15 protein-coding genes and 1 other RNA gene are annotated in these 14,206 nt (G+C 64.3%); 10 read left to right on the plus strand and 6 right to left on the minus strand.

The annotated features are described in order from the left end of the window. Positions 1-20 precede the first annotated feature (20 nt). From HNQ40_RS00265 to hypB, 6 genes are all read left to right on the plus strand, one after another. Positions 21-905: an ABC transporter ATP-binding protein gene (locus HNQ40_RS00265; RefSeq protein WP_184679150.1), complete on the plus strand. Its 885-nt coding sequence runs from the start codon at positions 21-23 to the stop codon at positions 903-905. A gap of 50 nt (positions 906-955) precedes the next feature. Next, the gene (locus HNQ40_RS00270) at positions 956-1,600 is read left to right on the plus strand and encodes a TetR family transcriptional regulator (RefSeq protein WP_184675229.1); all 645 of its coding nucleotides are present in this window, start codon (positions 956-958) and stop codon (positions 1,598-1,600) included. An 80-nt stretch (positions 1,601-1,680) separates the two neighbouring features. Continuing rightward, positions 1,681-2,847: an agmatinase family protein gene (locus tag HNQ40_RS00275; protein WP_184675231.1), complete on the plus strand. Its 1,167-nt coding sequence runs from the start codon at positions 1,681-1,683 to the stop codon at positions 2,845-2,847. Between the two features lie 58 nt (positions 2,848-2,905). Beyond that, positions 2,906-4,081 carry an agmatinase family protein gene (locus tag HNQ40_RS00280; protein WP_184675233.1) on the plus strand — a complete coding sequence of 392 codons (1,176 nt, stop codon included), beginning with the start codon at positions 2,906-2,908 and terminating at the stop codon, positions 4,079-4,081. An 85-nt stretch (positions 4,082-4,166) separates the two neighbouring features. Then, on the plus strand, positions 4,167-4,529 hold the full coding sequence (locus HNQ40_RS00285) for a hydrogenase maturation nickel metallochaperone HypA/HybF (RefSeq protein ID WP_184675234.1): 363 nt from the start codon (positions 4,167-4,169) through the stop codon (positions 4,527-4,529). After that, entirely contained in the window at positions 4,519-5,226 is a 708-nt protein-coding gene (gene hypB / locus HNQ40_RS00290; protein WP_184675235.1) for a hydrogenase nickel incorporation protein HypB, read from the plus strand. Before HNQ40_RS00285 ends, hypB begins: the two co-directional genes overlap by 11 nt. Here hypB and HNQ40_RS00295 read toward each other — a convergent pair. The 6 genes from HNQ40_RS00295 to HNQ40_RS00315 all read right to left on the minus strand — a co-directional run bounded on the left by HNQ40_RS00295 (position 5,214) and on the right by HNQ40_RS00315 (position 11,124). Then, positions 5,214-6,845, minus strand: a complete 1,632-nt coding sequence (locus HNQ40_RS00295) for a hypothetical protein (RefSeq protein WP_184675236.1) — start codon at positions 6,843-6,845, stop codon at positions 5,214-5,216. The two genes, hypB and HNQ40_RS00295, sit on opposite strands and share 13 nt — an antisense overlap. A gap of 131 nt (positions 6,846-6,976) precedes the next feature. Then, positions 6,977-7,362, minus strand: a transfer-messenger RNA (tmRNA) gene (gene ssrA, locus HNQ40_RS00300). Between the two features lie 54 nt (positions 7,363-7,416). Beyond that, positions 7,417-7,548 carry a hypothetical protein gene (locus HNQ40_RS18460; RefSeq protein WP_261356877.1) on the minus strand — a complete coding sequence of 44 codons (132 nt, stop codon included), beginning with the start codon at positions 7,546-7,548 and terminating at the stop codon, positions 7,417-7,419. 510 nt (positions 7,549-8,058) lie between these two features. Beyond that, positions 8,059-8,556, minus strand: a complete 498-nt coding sequence (locus HNQ40_RS00305) for a GNAT family N-acetyltransferase (RefSeq protein ID WP_184675237.1) — start codon at positions 8,554-8,556, stop codon at positions 8,059-8,061. Positions 8,557-8,642: 86 nt separating this feature from the next. After that, positions 8,643-10,184 carry a carboxypeptidase M32 gene (locus HNQ40_RS00310; protein ID WP_184675238.1) on the minus strand — a complete coding sequence of 514 codons (1,542 nt, stop codon included), beginning with the start codon at positions 10,182-10,184 and terminating at the stop codon, positions 8,643-8,645. A gap of 199 nt (positions 10,185-10,383) precedes the next feature. Continuing rightward, positions 10,384-11,124, minus strand: coding sequence for a tetratricopeptide repeat protein (locus tag HNQ40_RS00315; RefSeq protein ID WP_184675239.1), 741 nt, complete (start codon positions 11,122-11,124; stop codon positions 10,384-10,386). A gap of 192 nt (positions 11,125-11,316) precedes the next feature. Between HNQ40_RS00315 and HNQ40_RS00320 the strand changes: the two genes are divergently transcribed. The 4 genes from HNQ40_RS00320 (at position 11,317) to HNQ40_RS00340 (ending at position 14,134) form a co-directional block, all read left to right on the plus strand. Next, the gene (locus tag HNQ40_RS00320; protein WP_184675241.1) at positions 11,317-11,649 is read left to right on the plus strand and encodes a PilZ domain-containing protein; all 333 of its coding nucleotides are present in this window, start codon (positions 11,317-11,319) and stop codon (positions 11,647-11,649) included. 121 nt (positions 11,650-11,770) lie between these two features. Further along, positions 11,771-12,880 (plus strand): CpaF family protein, encoded by a 1,110-nt coding sequence (locus HNQ40_RS00325; RefSeq protein ID WP_184675242.1) that lies wholly within the window; start codon positions 11,771-11,773, stop codon positions 12,878-12,880. A 376-nt stretch (positions 12,881-13,256) separates the two neighbouring features. After that, positions 13,257-13,493, plus strand: a complete 237-nt coding sequence (locus tag HNQ40_RS00335; protein ID WP_184675246.1) for a Flp family type IVb pilin — start codon at positions 13,257-13,259, stop codon at positions 13,491-13,493. 89 nt (positions 13,494-13,582) lie between these two features. Then, a complete protein-coding gene (locus tag HNQ40_RS00340) occupies positions 13,583-14,134 on the plus strand; it encodes a prepilin peptidase (protein WP_184675248.1) in 552 nt (183 codons plus the stop codon). Positions 14,135-14,206: the final 72 nt, after the last annotated feature.

A 14,206-nucleotide genomic window follows, 5' to 3' on the forward strand; every position in this document is an offset into this window, starting at 1 on the left:
TGTCCACCGAACAACCCATCATGGAAGGCCCCGCGCCGATGCCGCCCGACGTGGCCGAGCGTTTCGAACGCATCAAGCAGCGCCCGGTGGTCTTCGACGTACAACACCTGGGCCGGGTCTTCACCAGCCCGCAGGGCGAAGCGATCCAAGCCATCGGCGACCTGTCGTTCCAGATCCGCCGCCGCGAGTTCATCACCGTCATCGGCCCGTCGGGCTGCGGCAAGTCGACGCTGATCCGCATCATCGCGGGCCTCGAAAAAGCCACCTCCGGCCAGATGCTGCTCGACGGACAACCCGTCACCGGACCCGGGGCCGACCGCTGCATGGTCTTCCAGTCGTACACACTCTTCCCCTGGCTGTCGGTGAAGAAGAACGTCATGTTCGGCCTCGAACAAGCGGGCCACAGCCCGACCGGCGCGGCCAACGAAGCGATGCAGTGGATCGAGATGGTCGGCCTCGGAGACTTCGCCGAGCACTACCCACACCAGCTGTCCGGCGGCATGAAGCAGCGCGTCGCGATCGCCCGCGCTCTGGCCAACAAGCCGCGTGTGTTGCTGATGGACGAGCCCTTCGGTGCCCTCGACCCGCAGACGCGCTGCACGATGCAGAAGTACCTGCTGCAGATCTGGCAGAACGTGGACGTCACCATCATCTTCATCACCCACGATATGGACGAAGCGATCTACCTCGCCGACCGCGTCATGGTGCTGGGCCGCAACCCCGGCCACCTCAAGACCATGGTCGAGGTACCCCTGCCCCGCCCGCGTCACCCCGATCAACTCGTCGACCCGCTGTTTGTGCAGACCAAGAAGTACATCGACGACCTGATCCACCCCCCCGGGGAAGAAGAAGACAAACCCCTGCCGATCTATCGGATGACCGAAGTCGGCGACGACGTGTTCTGATTTTTTTGGCTGCGTAATTTCTGTACTCCGTCACTTGATCTCGATTTCCCATGGGCCTGAACAACCGCGAAGACGCGGAGAAAACCCGACGCCGGATCATCGACGCCGCGCTCATGCTCTTCTCGAAGCGCGGCTACGGCCACACGTCGCTGGAGATGATCGCCAAGGAAGTCGGCATGACCCGCGGCGCGGTGTACGGCCACTTCAAGAACAAACTCGCTCTCTACAGCGAACTCATGCAGCTCTCGCAGACCCCGCTGTACGACATCATGGAGCGGGCGTTGTCCAACCCCGCCCCCCCGCTCACGGCCCTGCGCAGTTTCATGATCGAGTGGTTCGAGCTGCTGGAAAGCAACCCGCAGCACCGCGAGGCCTTCGAGATCCTGCTGAACAAAACCGAACTGACCGAAGAGCTCAGCGAATACCTCGAATCGGAGTATTCGCTGACGCAGGCCATGGTGGACGGCATGGGGCGGCTGATCCAGACGGGGGTGGAACAACAGGCGTTGCCCGCGGACACGGACGTGCGTTTCCAGGCGTTGTCGGCTTACAACCTGCTCATGGGCGCGACGCACACCTGGCTCTTCAACCCCCGACTGTTTGCGATCAACACCTACGGCCCCCAGCTGGTGGACCAGTTCTTCTTTGCCCTGAAACGTTCGCCGGAACACAGTGCCGCGGCGAAGATCGCCTGACTTTCTCACCCCCGTTACGATACGGCTCTCGCTAATCAACCCGGCCTACTGGCCGACGCCTCAACCTCGGAGAATCACGGATGCCCGACGAACCCCTGAAAGAACCGCTCGACCCCAAACAGATGAAGGGCTACCTTGCGGCGCTCAAAGAAGAGACGCTCACCGAAACCGCGACGATGGACAAGATCGCGCAAGACCTCGAGATGGGCCTGCCCGGTGCCGACTCGATCAGCGACCCGAACATCAGCACGTTCTCCCGCGGCGAGCTGCCCCACTACGCGGGCATCAACACGGTCATGAAGACCAAGTATCTCGAAGACGTCCGCCAGATCGGCAACTACGACGTCGCCTTCATGGGCATCCCCTTCGACATCGGCACCACCTACCGCTCGGGCACCCGCTTCGGCCCTCAGGCGATGCGTCGCATCTCGGCGCTGTACACCAGCTACTTCTACGAGCTGGGCGTGGACCTCGTCGAGAAGGTCAAGATCTGCGACGTCGGCGACGTGTTTACCATCGGCAACATCGAAAAGTCCTTCGACCAGGTCAGCCGGGCCGTCAGCCACATCTACGCGAACGGCTGCTTCCCCATGCTGATGGGCGGGGACCACTCCCTGGGCTACCCCAACGTCCGCGGCATCGCGCCGCACGTCGACGGCGATATCGGCATCATCCACATCGACCGACACATCGACACCCAGGAAAAAGACATGGACGAGCGGATGCACACCTGCCCGTGGTTCCATGCGACCAACATCCCCAACGCCCCCGCCAAGAACCTCGTGCAGGTCGGCATCGGCGGCTGGCAGGTCCCCCGCCCCGGCGTCAAAGTCGCCCGTGAACGCGGCAGCACCATCATCTCGATGGACGACGTGGATGACCACGGCATCGACAAGGTCGCCGAGATGGCCCTCGAAGCCGCCTGGAAGGGCAACGTCAAACAGGTCTATCTGTCCTTCGACATCGACAGCGTCGACTGCGGCTTCGTCCCCGGCACCGGCTGGCCCGAGCCCGGCGGCTTCCTACCCCGCGAAGTCCTTAAGCTGCTCAAGCTCGTCGCCAAGGAAGGCATCTGCGCCATGGAATGCGTCGAGGTCGCCCCGGCCTACGACACCTCAGACATCACCGCGCTCCTTGGCATCCGCGCGATGCTCGACGTGCTCGCCACGCTCGTCGACGAAGGCCACCTGCCCCGCCAGAAGAAGCACACCTCCGACGCGGGCATCGATGCGTGGAAAGGTACGTAAAAACGTGCCTTTCCGTTAACCCCGGGTCAATGACCCGGGGCCGCCGCGGCCTTCAACCATGACCGACTCCACCCCCGACTTCCGCCCCCCATCCCAAGGCCTCGACGCCGTCGCCCGTGAGGCTTCCCTGCCCACCGGCAAACGGGAAGCGGCCGACGCCCGTGCGTTGGAGATGGGATTGCCCGGGGCCGAGTCGATCACCGATCCGAACATTGGCACGTTCTCGCGGGGCCCGCTCCCGCTCTACGCGGGCATCCCGACGATGCTGAAACTGCCCTACGTCGAAGACGTTCGGCAAGCACATCAACACGACGTGTCGTTCATGGGCGTGCCCTTCGACATCGGCACCACCTTCCGCCCCGGCACCCGCTTCGGCCCGCAGGGCATGCGCCGCGCTTCGGTGCAGTACACCAGCTTCTACAGCTTTGAGATGGGCGTGGACCTCTTCGAATCGCTGAACATGTGCGACCTCGGCGACGTGTTCACCATCGGCAACATCGAAAAGTCCTTCGACCAGATCAGCCGCGCGGTCGGCCACGCCTACACGCAAGGCACGTTCCCCGTGATCATGGGCGGCGACCACAGCATCGGCTACCCCTGCGTCCGCGGCCTCGCCCCGCACATCCGTAAACCGGACGGTTCCCCCGGCAAGCTCGGCATCATCCACATCGACCGCCACCTCGACACGCTCGAGAAGGACATGGACGAGCGGATGCACACCTGCCCGTGGTTCCACGCCACCAATATCCCCAACGCCCCGTCGACCAACCTCGTGCAGATGGGCATCGGCGGCTGGCAGACCTCACGCGAGTGGGTCAAGGGCGCACGCGACAAAGGGACATATGTCCTGACCATGGACGACATCGAGACCATGGGCATCGAAAAGGCCGCCGAGGTCGCACTCGACATCGCTTGGAAGGACGCGGATGCGGTGTACCTGAGTTTCGACATCGACAGCGTCGAAGCGGGCCACGTCCCCGGCACCGGCTGGCCCCAGCCCGGCGGGTTCCAGCCTCGCGAAGTGCTCAAGCTCCTACGCCTCATCGCATCGCGCGGTTTGGCGGCGATGGAATGCGTCGAGGTCGCCCCGTGCTACGACATCGCCGACGTCACCTCGATCATGGCCGTGCACGCCACCATGGAAGTGCTCGGCTCCCTCGTCGACCACGGCCACCTACCCGACAAACGTGCTCCCATACTCGACGCCGACCTGAATGCATGGAAAGGAACCTGAACCTCCAACACCCCAGGAAGCTCAAATCAATCCCCACTGACTTGTCTTCGCGCCCTCCGCGCCTTCGCGGTTCACCCTCACCCCCATGCACGAACTCTCCGTCGCCATCTCGATCGTCCAGAGCATCACCGACGCCACCGCCGCGGAAGACCACGGCCAGATCGCCGCGGTGAACGTCCGCGTCGGCGCGATGTCCGGTGTCATCCCCGAAGCCCTCCAGTTCGCCTGGACCCCCGCCACCCGCGACACGCCGCTCCAGGGCAGCGAACTCCGCGTCGAATTCATCCCCGCTGCGATCTATTGCGAAAACTGCTCCGACACCGTCGAATTGCCCGGGCAACGCCTGGTGTGCCCGGTCTGCCAGACCCGTTCGCCGCGCCTCGTGCGCGGCCGAGAACTCGATATCCTGTCCGTTGAACTTCAACCCGAGTCCCAACATGCCTCCTGAATCACCCACGCCTGCTTCCGATTCCGCCGTCGCCAAGCCCCGCATCCTCGAGGTCCGCACCCAGATCCTCAAGAAGAACGACGAGTTGGCCCGCGACCTGCGCGACCGCTTCCGGGCGGCGGGCTGCTTTGTCGTCAGCCTCGTCTCCAGCCCCGGCACCGGCAAGACCGAGTTCCTCAAGCAAACCCTTATCCGCCTGCAAGAGCGCGGCGGCCTGAAGATCGCCGCCCTCGTCGGCGACCTGCGCACCGACAACGACGCCGCCCGCCTCGCCGAGTCGGGCGTTGATGTCCGCCAGATCGAGACCGGCACGATGTGCCACCTCGAGGCCGACATGGTCGAACGCGCGATCGAAGAAGCGTCGTGGGACTGCGACGACCTCGACCTGCTCTTCGTCGAAAACGTCGGCAACCTCGTCTGCCCTTCCGGTTTCGACCTGGGCGAAGACCTCCGCCTCGTCTTGGTTTCGACCACCGAAGGCGAAGACAAGCCGCTGAAGTACCCGACGATCTTCAACACCGCCGACGTCGCGGTGATCACGAAGATGGACCTCGCCGAGGTGCTTGAGTACGACGCCGAGAAAATGCAGAACAGCATCCAGGACGTCCGCCCCGGCATGCGTGCCTTCGAAGTCTCGGCCAAGTCCGGCCAAGGCATGGACGAATGGATCCAGTGGCTGACCGATCAAGCCTCTTGAGTTAGCCGTTCCCGCACCGCGGCCCGCACATCCTCGTCCAGATCGAACTTCAATAGCTCCAGGCTTGATGGCGGCAGTGTCGGATTGGCCACCGCCGCCAACCGGATGGCGGGGATAGCGTCGTGTAGAAGCTCACCAAGTGCCTCGGCCGAGACATCGGCGCGGTTGACCAAAGCCCAACGGACATCGTGCGCCACGTCGTGCACCATCGCATCCGCGACCCCGGCGGGTGTTGCAGAGTTCTTGGCCACCGCGACGCGGACCGCCATGTCATCGTCGCGTGACAGTTTTTCGAGTTGGGTTGTATTGGCTGAGCGTTGTCGGGCCGCGAGGCGTCGTGCCCAAGGGCCAAGCTTGGCGAGTCGGTCGATTGACGCAACCGGTAGCGATCGTGCTCCCCGCTCAAAGCCTTGGAGGTCGTCGCTGCTGCCCGCCGCCACGAGCAGATCGATCAGGTCACGCGGGCAGGCGGGGTGACGCAGCGCCACATCACGCAGCATCGGATCACCCGATGTCACCAACACAGCGAGAATGCGGCTGGGCGTCGCGGGGTGCCGGGCGGCCAGGCGTTGGCCCCAACCCCCGGCCGCCGCGAGTTCTTCTAGCGAAGCTTCATCCAACGCGGGATCTGGCTCGATGAATTGCTGCAGGTCGGGCGTGGTCCCGGCCGCCGTGAGCCAATCCCGGTCGGCTTGGGTCAACGCGGGGTGTGCCGAGACAAATTCGCGCACCGCCGAGGAACCGTCGAGCGCGAGTTGGCGCAGCAACGACGCGGGCGTGCCCGGGTTGCGGGCGATCTCCACGCGGATGCGGATGTCGGGTTCTTCCGCGAGTTGTTCCAAAGTCGCTGCGGGGGTTTGGGGGTGTCCTGCGACGCGCTGCCGGGTCTCGAATACGTCCAGTCCCGCAAGCTCTTCGAGCAACACACCTGCTGCTGCGGGGTTCTCCGCCACGGCTGCCCGAACGCGCCAGTCGGAATCTTGGGCCAGCTCCGCCAAAGTGTCGGGATCGATGCGTGGATGACGTGCCGCAAGTTGCTTGCTGTAGCTACCCGCCGCGATCAGCCCTTCCGTATCGATTTCTCCCGCGGGCACGTCTTCTGCCCAACCCGATAGATCCGGTCGGCTGCCCGCGGCTTCCAACATCGCCACGGTCTCGCGGGGCACGTTCGGATGCGCCGCGGCCGCTTGTCGGACCTGCGCATCCACGTCGCCGCAGAGCGTGCGCAACACCTCGGCCGGACACGCCGGGTGCGTGGCCACCGTACGCCGCAGTGCATTACCCCCCGACTCGGCCAAGTTTCGCAGCGTCGCCGGACCGGTGTCGGCGTGCTGCGCCGCCAGCAGACGCCCCCACTCGCCAAGGCCAACCAGCTCGGCAATCTCCTGGGCCGACAACGCATCCGCGCCGCCGCCAAACCCCATCAGGTCCGATGTTGCCCCCGCCCGCCCAAGCAGTTGCAACGTCGCGCTCGGCGTCGAAGGATTCTTCGCCGCAGCGCGACGGACGTGCAAGTTCCCGTCCGCCGCCAGCATGGCCAACACCCCCGGCGGGGTGTCGGGCGACGAAGCCAAGGCCTGGCGCTGCGGCGCGGATTCCATCTCAGACTCAGACAACATGACGCGGATGATGACGCCAAACGACTCTTGCGTCTACTCGCAGACTCAAGAGGGCCGCGCTATCCGCGCAAAACAAAACCCCGCAAAAGCAAACGCTCGTGCGGGGTTAAGTGGGATGGGACGCGAGGTCCCAGTGGAGCCGGGGGGATTCGAACCCCCGTGTCGGTACAGTCAATCGGTAGCTTCTTCACGCATAGTCGTTGATTTAATTTCGAACCGCAGACGGCCAGCGACAGCCTGCTGCTTATCTAGTGCCAGTGTTGTTTAATCCGCACCAGCTGAAACGCCTGGATTGGACGAGCCCGTTGTCATCCCCATGTTTGCCACGGGCCCAGCGCCCATGGGGGTTCGTTACCTAATCAAGATTAGGCAGCGAGTCGCATTTGGCCGAAGCCGATGCGACCAGCGATGTTTTCATCGTTGGCATTTATGGTTTTGTACGTGGTTTAACGAGGCCAACGTACACCTCGACGTGCGACCACCGACCTTCCCTGTCCGGTCGATACCAGTCGGCCCCAATTGTCAAAGAGCGATCCACCATTATACCCATCGGCCACCCCGGAGGCGAGGGTTACAGCAGCCCCAGTTCCACCGCGGCCATCGCCCCGAGGAAGAACGGCAGGCTCAGACCGATCGCGGCAAGGATCACAATGAATAGCCCGGCGAGGCAGCCGACGTTGGTACAGCGGAATGAGAGTTCCATGGCTCATATTTTGGGGCCAAGGCCTCTCTCCGGGCCGGGAAACCGTCACCCGTCGCCCCCAAGTTCGCAGTTCCAGAACACGTGGCGGAACTCAAGCTTGCCTGGGTATCCGCATCCCACATTCCGGGCAAGCTCCCTTCGAAGCTCTGAGGTCGTAGCCACACTTGCGGCAAACGCCTGGGACCTGCGGAGAATGGTCTGAGGTCAAAGCGATCGATATCCCGATCACCAGTGAAACAAAACAACCAGCAAGCGCAGAAATACCTCCGAGTGCCGCGACACCAAACAACTCACTGCTTTCGTCACCGTAGACACGCGCCGCAATCACCATTGCGGTGATCAGAAGCAGCACACAGCCCCCGCATCCTACGGCTATCGCCATCAGGCCCTTTCCGATGGCTCTGAGTCGGCTGTTCAAAAAATACCCCTGGGTTCATGAGTGGGTGAGGACGCGACTGATGTGTTCAACGCATCAATCTTTAGTTTACATACGAATGACCCCAGATCGCGTTACGAGCTAAGTTCGCAGCTCCAGAACTCGTACCCGGGCTCGAATCCGCTGGACGCGTACAAGCCCTTGGCCACGGCGTTGTCGGCGTGGACCTCGAGTGTGGCGTAGCAGCAGCCGCGTTGCCGGGCCTCGGCGAGTACTGCCGCCATAAGTGCTCGGCCGACGCCGCGGCCGCGTGCTTCGGGGGACACCGCCAGGTCGTGGAGGTTCAGCTTCGGCTGGGCCCGGAAGGTCGACAGCCCTTCGAAACACACCGCGACGCCGAGCGGCGCTGCATCGTGCGAGTCGTCCGCGTAGGCCAGGAACACGACGCAGCCCGGCGTATTGTGAAGTGCCTCGGGTAAGCGCTCGCGGACTTCGTCGGGAAGCGTCACGCCGCCCGCCAGCGGGTCGGTCGCGTACATCGCCACCATCTCGACCACCGATTTGGCGTCACGCGCATCGGTCAGGTCGGCTTCGCGGACGAGCAGTTCGGGATAAGCGGGGTCTTGGGGCATCGGTGAATCCTTTACATCGAAACATACACAGAAAAACAGGCCGAGTACGCTCGGCCTGGGAGAAACAACGAAAGAGTAAGCGTTGGTTACAGGCCGTAGATCGGCAGCAGTTTGTTTTCGAGTTGGCGCATCAGCGGGTCGGCCGAGAGGTCTTTCCCCGTGACGTGCTTGCACAGCTCGGCCGAGTGGTAGGTGTTGCCCGACGAGTGGATGTTCGTGCGCAGCCAATCGAGCAGCGGGGCAAATTCGCCGCGTTCGAACATTCCGTGGACCGTATCGCTCCCGCCGAGCGCTTCGCAAGCGGCCTCAAAGAACTGGGCGGAGTACAGGTTGCCCAGCGTGTAGGTCGGGAAGTAACCCAGGGCGCCCATCGACCAGTGGATGTCTTGGAGGCAGCCCTGCGCATCGCTGGGCACGTCGATGCCGAGGTAGTCGCGGTACTTCTGGTTCCAGGCCTCCGGGAGGTCGGCCGCCTTGATGTCGCCCTTCAACATGGCCCGCTCCAATTCGAAGCGGATCATGATGTGCAGGTTGTAGGTCGCTTCGTCCGCCTCGACACGGATCAGGCTCGGCTGCACGCGGTTGGCTGCGGCGTACACGGCGTCGGGCGAGAGTCCCCCCACCGCGTCGCCGAAGTACTGCGCGAGCTTCGGGAAGCACCACGTCCAGAACGCGCGGGACCGCCCCACCTGGTTTTCCCAGAGGCGGGACTGGCTCTCGTGGATCGATAGGCCCACCGCGTTGCCGCGCGGCGTGCCGAGATGCTCGGCAGGCAGCCCTTGCTCGTACAGGCCGTGGCCGGTCTCGTGCAGGGTCGAGCCCAGCGCGTCGTTGACGTTGTTCTTGGCGAACCGCGTGGTCAAGCGGATGTCGGCGTAGTGCGTGCCCGAGCAGAACGGGTGGGACGACACGTCCAGCCGACCCCGGCCGTAGTCGAACCCAACCGCGGCGCTGACCTCACGCACAAACGCTTCCTGCTGGGCGATGGGGAGTTCCAACTCGTTGAACCCGTTGTCGGGTTGCGCCCCAGCCCCCATCAGCCGATCCAACAAGCCCACAAGCCGATCGCGCAGCGGCGTGAACACCCCCTCGACATAAGCCGCGGTCATCCCGGCCTCGTAGCCCTCGGCCAGCGCATCCCACGGCTCGCCGTCGTCCGACCAGCCGTAGCACTCCGCTTGCTTGCGGGAAAGCTCAATGATCTTGTCCAGCCACGGCGCGAAGCGGGCGTACTCATCGGCCTTGCGTGCCTCGGCCCACTCGGCCTTGGCTTTGCTGGTGGTCTCGGACATCTCCACCACCAGCGCAGCCGGCAGCTTGGTGGAGCGGTCGTAGCCGCGCCGCCACTCGCGGACGTTTACCGCGGCATCGCTCAGCGGGTCTTTAGTCACCGAATCATCTGCCTCGCAGGCCGAGAGCCAATCGGCGATCCGCGGATCGGTCGAGCGGGCGTGCACCATCTGCGCGAGTTGGGCGAGCTGCCGGCTCCGGTGCTCCAGACCGCCGGGCGGCATCATCACTTCCTGGTCCCAGCCCAAGAGCGACGCGGTGGACGACAGCAGCGACGCATCGCGCTGATGGTCGAGGAGTTCGGTGTAGGCCTGCGATGTCGTGGCGGGTGAATCCATGCCGAGATTGTAGAGGTAACTGCCGCGCTTGCCTTGCCCGCTCTCCCTCCGGGGGAGGGTTGGGGTGAGGGGACGCGGTTGATTTACACGTCCAAAGCGTATTCCAGAGTTAAGTTCCCCCTCCGACCCGCGACGCGGGCCACCTCCCCCGATGGGGGAGGGGTTCAAGAAAACCATCGCGGGGTTACCAGCTATTGAATCAAGCCTGATCGGTCGGGTCGAACTCGAAATCCAGCAGCTTGGTGTGCGGCGGGGTCATCGGGCAGGAGGGGCCGGTTTGCTCTTCTTCTTTGGCGAGCTGATGTTCGAGCCGTGCCTTGGCGTCGGCGATCGGGGACATGCGGGGGTTGATCGCGAGTGCCCGGCGGTAGCAGTCGATGGCCTGGCGGAGTTGGCCGAGGTGGGCGTAGCAGTGGCCGAGCCCCGCCATCGCGCCGAAGTGGGTCGGCATCAGGGCCAAGACCTGACGGCAGGCCGAGACCGACGCCTCCCACTCGCTGCTGAGGTAGTGGGCGATGGCCAGCTGGTTGTAGGCCTCGGCGAAGGCGGGGTCCTGGTCGACCGCCGCGCGGAACGCCTCGATCGCGGCGGGGTAGTCGTCTTCGGTGAGAGCGGTGACGCCGGCCCGGAATTGGTCGGCCGCGGCGCATTTGCCGCTGCGGAACCAGATGGACCACAAGGCGTCCTCGGCGAAGTGGTGCACCTGCTCGTCGTCGTCGTGGAGGCAGCGGGTGAGGCAGCCCACCACCGAGACGTCGCCGGTGACGCCGAGGGTGACCACGGCCGTGCGGCGGACGTCGAGCTCTTTGTGGCGTAGCAGGCCGCAGAGGTCGTGGGGCTTCCACTGGTCGCTGACGACCTCGCGCAACGCCTCCACGTCCCCGCTGTTGAGCGCGGGGGTCACGGTGGCCAGGAACTCATTGGCGTTAATACAGCCCATCTTCCAAAGCATAGGCGAGGCGGAGCAGCGATGCCGCTAGGGGGATTTACCAAATCTAAACCCGATCACGCCGTTCCGCGTTCAAGTTTTTGAATATCGGTCACCGATGAGGGTATTGGGTCCGAAAAGCTCACCCCGGACGGACCTTGATTCAGATTTCGCCCGGAAGACGGGAAAGAGAAAAGAGCCCTCATGATCATGCCCATCCTGACCCGAGACCGACGACGCAGCCCCCGTGTGCCGTGCGAGAAGCCGGTGAAAGTCCGCTGCGGTGTGACGGGCAAGTACCTCTCGGGCGAGACCATCGATTTGTCCGACGGCGGCTGCCTGATGCGGCTGGACCGCCGGGTCATCGTCCAGGCCGGGCAGACCGTCCGGGTCGGCATCGCCCACCGCCCCCTGCAGTCGCTGATCCTGGCCGACCAGATGATCGAGGGCACCATCGTCCGACGCTTCGGCCACGGCGACGCCCAGCACGTCGCGGTGAGCTACGAGAGCACGACCTCGCTCGCCGAAGCGGGTTGATCCAATCCACGACCTTTGAATACGCAGCGGGTTAGCCGCGTCGCTTGACGACGCGCGGGGCCAAGCCCCGCGGCTAACGTGGTGATGGCATTTTGCAGTCGCTTGCGGCTACAATGCGCCGATGGCGATGACCGAGCTGTTTGCCAGAACCATTGACCACTACCTGGCGCCGATCCGGCCCTACCTCAGCGACTCCTCCGTCACCGAGGTGATGGTCAACGCGCCCGACGAGATCTACGTCGAGCGTGAGGGGCAGCTCGTCCTGACCGACGCCAAGTTCGACGACAAAGAGATCTACGAGGCGGCGGTCAACAATATCCTGCAATTCACCGGGAAATCGCTCGCCGACGAGGAAACGCTCATCGACGCCCGGCTGCCGGACGGCTCGAGGGTCCACGTCGCCAAGGCCCCCTGCGCCCGCCACGGCACGGTGATGAGCATCCGCAAGTTCAGCAAGATGATGCTCGACATCGACTGGCTGATCGAGCTGGGCTCGCTGACCACCGAGGCCCGCGACTACCTCAAGATGGCGGTGATCGCCGAGCAGAACGTGCTCGTTGCCGGGGGCACCAGCTCGGGCAAGACGTCGCTGCTCAACGCGATGTCCGCGTTCATCCCCTCCGGCGAGCGGCTGGTCGTGATCGAAGACTCGGCCGAGCTGCAGCTGCAAAAAGAACACCTGGTCTCCTTGGAATCCAAGCCCGCCGACACGTTCGGCCGGGGCGCGGTGGGCGTGCGTGAGCTGTTCCGCTCGTCGCTGCGTCTGCGTCCGGACCGCATCATCATCGGCGAGGTGCGCGGCGGCGAGGCGCTGGACATGATCCAGGCGATGACCTCCGGCCACGGCGGATCGATGGGCACCCTCCACGCCAACACGCCGGCCGACGCACTAAACCGCCTCGAGACCATGGCGCTGATGTCCAAGGTCGAACTCCCGCTGCACGCGCTGCGCAGCCAAGTCAGCTCGGCGATCGATCTGGTCGTGCAGATGTCCCGGCAGATCGGCGGCCGACGCCTGGTCACCCACATCAGCGAGGTCCTGCCGCTGGGCGACCAAAGCTACTACCAGCTCCGCGACATCTTCACGCTCCAGCAGATCGATGATGATGAGGGCGGCAAAGCGATGTGGCTGACCTGGACCGGCCAGCCCTCGGTCTTGGCCGGCCGACTCGACGCGGATCAGCAGGCCCAGGCCGCCCCCGCCGTCCGCCCGATTTTTGGTCTGGATTGATCACCCCGGTTCCGATAAAATAGAGAACTATGGACGAAAGCCGTTTGTCCACCACCCCCCGCTCCGGATCATGCAAACACCGTATTGTCGTGTATTTATCGCGTTTTCGTAGAAAATGGCGAAGAAACGGCGAGCGTGGAGCTACGATGTTGGAGTGGGTGCTGCTGCTCGCCGCAGTCGCGCTGCCCAGTTACTTTATAATTCAGACTGGTTTGGCGATCCTTTTCGCCCACTACCGTCTGGTCACCACGATCAACGGCCTGCCGCTCCCCTAGTGACGCCCGGATAGGTCCCCCCACCGGCCCCCGCCACCCACCGCCGACGTCCCTCGTCGGCGACGCGCAGACCGTCGCCCGCATCCCCCGAGGCCCTCGCCATGAAAAAACTGCTTCCCCTGGTTCAGAAATCCCGGAGCGTCCTCTCGAAACTGCACCGCGACGAACGCGGCGCCGAAGGACTGGAAAAGCTCTTGATTGTTGCCGCGATCGTCCTGCCCCTGCTGGGCCTGCTGATCATCTTCCGCCAGACGCTGGGCGACTGGGTCGTCGGCGAATGGGACGATGTCCGAGATGCCGCGGACAGCGACCTGAGCGGCCCGAGCAACAGCGAGTAACGTCCACACCCGTTTGGACGGCCCGCCGTCCAACCCCGCCCCCCTCCTTCCGCGACGAGTGACAATATTTGGCTGTAACCGCGTGGATCATGTATTCGCTGTTGATGATCGTCGTCGCGGTGGCCGCGGTTATTGACTGGCGGACCCAGCGGGTCCCCAACCGCCTGACCTACCCCGCGATCCTGGCGGGCCTGATCATCTGGCCGATCGCCGGGGCCGTCCTCGGCGGGGGCGAACTGGCCCTCGAACTGGGCCGGGCGTCGTGGATCGGCATGCTTTGCGGGTTGATCCCGTTCGCCCTGCTGGTGATGACCGCGGGGCTCGGAGGAGGAGACATGAAACTCATGGCCGCCGTCGGTTCCCTGTCTGCTTCGTGGGAGGTCGTGCTGAGCACGACGATCTACGCGTTGGTGGTGGCGGTGGTGATGGCGGTGGTCGTGATGGTCCGCAAGGGCGTGGTGAAAGAAACGCTCAGCCGGGTGTTCTCCGCGGCCCTGCTCGCCTCGGCGAAGGTCAAGGCCGAGCTGCCCGAGGACGGGCCGAAGGTCGCCTTCGCGGCGGCCGTGGCGGTCGGGGCGGCGATCGCGGGGGCCGAGCAGATGCTGGGCCTGGCCACGCCCTGGCGCGGATTCAGCCCGTAACGCCCCTTTCGGGGGACCGAATTGTTCCTTGTTGCAATACCCCGCACGATTTACGCGTATTGCGGGTAAAAT

The sequence above is a fragment of the Algisphaera agarilytica genome (assembly GCF_014207595.1).
Taxonomy (GTDB): Bacteria; Planctomycetota; Phycisphaerae; order Phycisphaerales; family Phycisphaeraceae; genus Algisphaera; species Algisphaera agarilytica.

Bases quoted from the DNA above. Each gene is read 5' to 3' on its own strand.
- hypB (WP_184675235.1), top strand. From the start codon at position 4,519: ATGCCTCCTGAATCACCCACGCCTGCTTCCGATTCCGCCGTCGCCAAG.
- HNQ40_RS00275 (WP_184675231.1), top strand. From the start codon at position 1,681: ATGCCCGACGAACCCCTGAAAGAACCGCTCGACCCCAAACAGATGAAG.
- HNQ40_RS00280 (WP_184675233.1), top strand. From the start codon at position 2,906: ATGACCGACTCCACCCCCGACTTCCGCCCCCCATCCCAAGGCCTCGAC.
- HNQ40_RS00340 (WP_184675248.1), top strand. From the start codon at position 13,583: ATGTATTCGCTGTTGATGATCGTCGTCGCGGTGGCCGCGGTTATTGAC.
- HNQ40_RS00310 (WP_184675238.1), bottom strand. From the start codon at position 10,184: ATGGATTCACCCGCCACGACATCGCAGGCCTACACCGAACTCCTCGAC.
- HNQ40_RS00295 (WP_184675236.1), bottom strand. From the start codon at position 6,845: ATGTTGTCTGAGTCTGAGATGGAATCCGCGCCGCAGCGCCAGGCCTTG.
- HNQ40_RS00320 (WP_184675241.1), top strand. From the start codon at position 11,317: ATGATCATGCCCATCCTGACCCGAGACCGACGACGCAGCCCCCGTGTG.
- HNQ40_RS00315 (WP_184675239.1), bottom strand. From the start codon at position 11,124: ATGGGCTGTATTAACGCCAATGAGTTCCTGGCCACCGTGACCCCCGCG.
- HNQ40_RS00325 (WP_184675242.1), top strand. From the start codon at position 11,771: ATGGCGATGACCGAGCTGTTTGCCAGAACCATTGACCACTACCTGGCG.
- HNQ40_RS00305 (WP_184675237.1), bottom strand. From the start codon at position 8,556: ATGCCCCAAGACCCCGCTTATCCCGAACTGCTCGTCCGCGAAGCCGAC.
- HNQ40_RS00285 (WP_184675234.1), top strand. From the start codon at position 4,167: ATGCACGAACTCTCCGTCGCCATCTCGATCGTCCAGAGCATCACCGAC.
- HNQ40_RS18460 (WP_261356877.1), bottom strand. From the start codon at position 7,548: ATGGAACTCTCATTCCGCTGTACCAACGTCGGCTGCCTCGCCGGGCTA.
- HNQ40_RS00270 (WP_184675229.1), top strand. From the start codon at position 956: ATGGGCCTGAACAACCGCGAAGACGCGGAGAAAACCCGACGCCGGATC.
- HNQ40_RS00335 (WP_184675246.1), top strand. From the start codon at position 13,257: ATGAAAAAACTGCTTCCCCTGGTTCAGAAATCCCGGAGCGTCCTCTCG.
- HNQ40_RS00265 (WP_184679150.1), top strand. From the start codon at position 21: ATGGAAGGCCCCGCGCCGATGCCGCCCGACGTGGCCGAGCGTTTCGAA.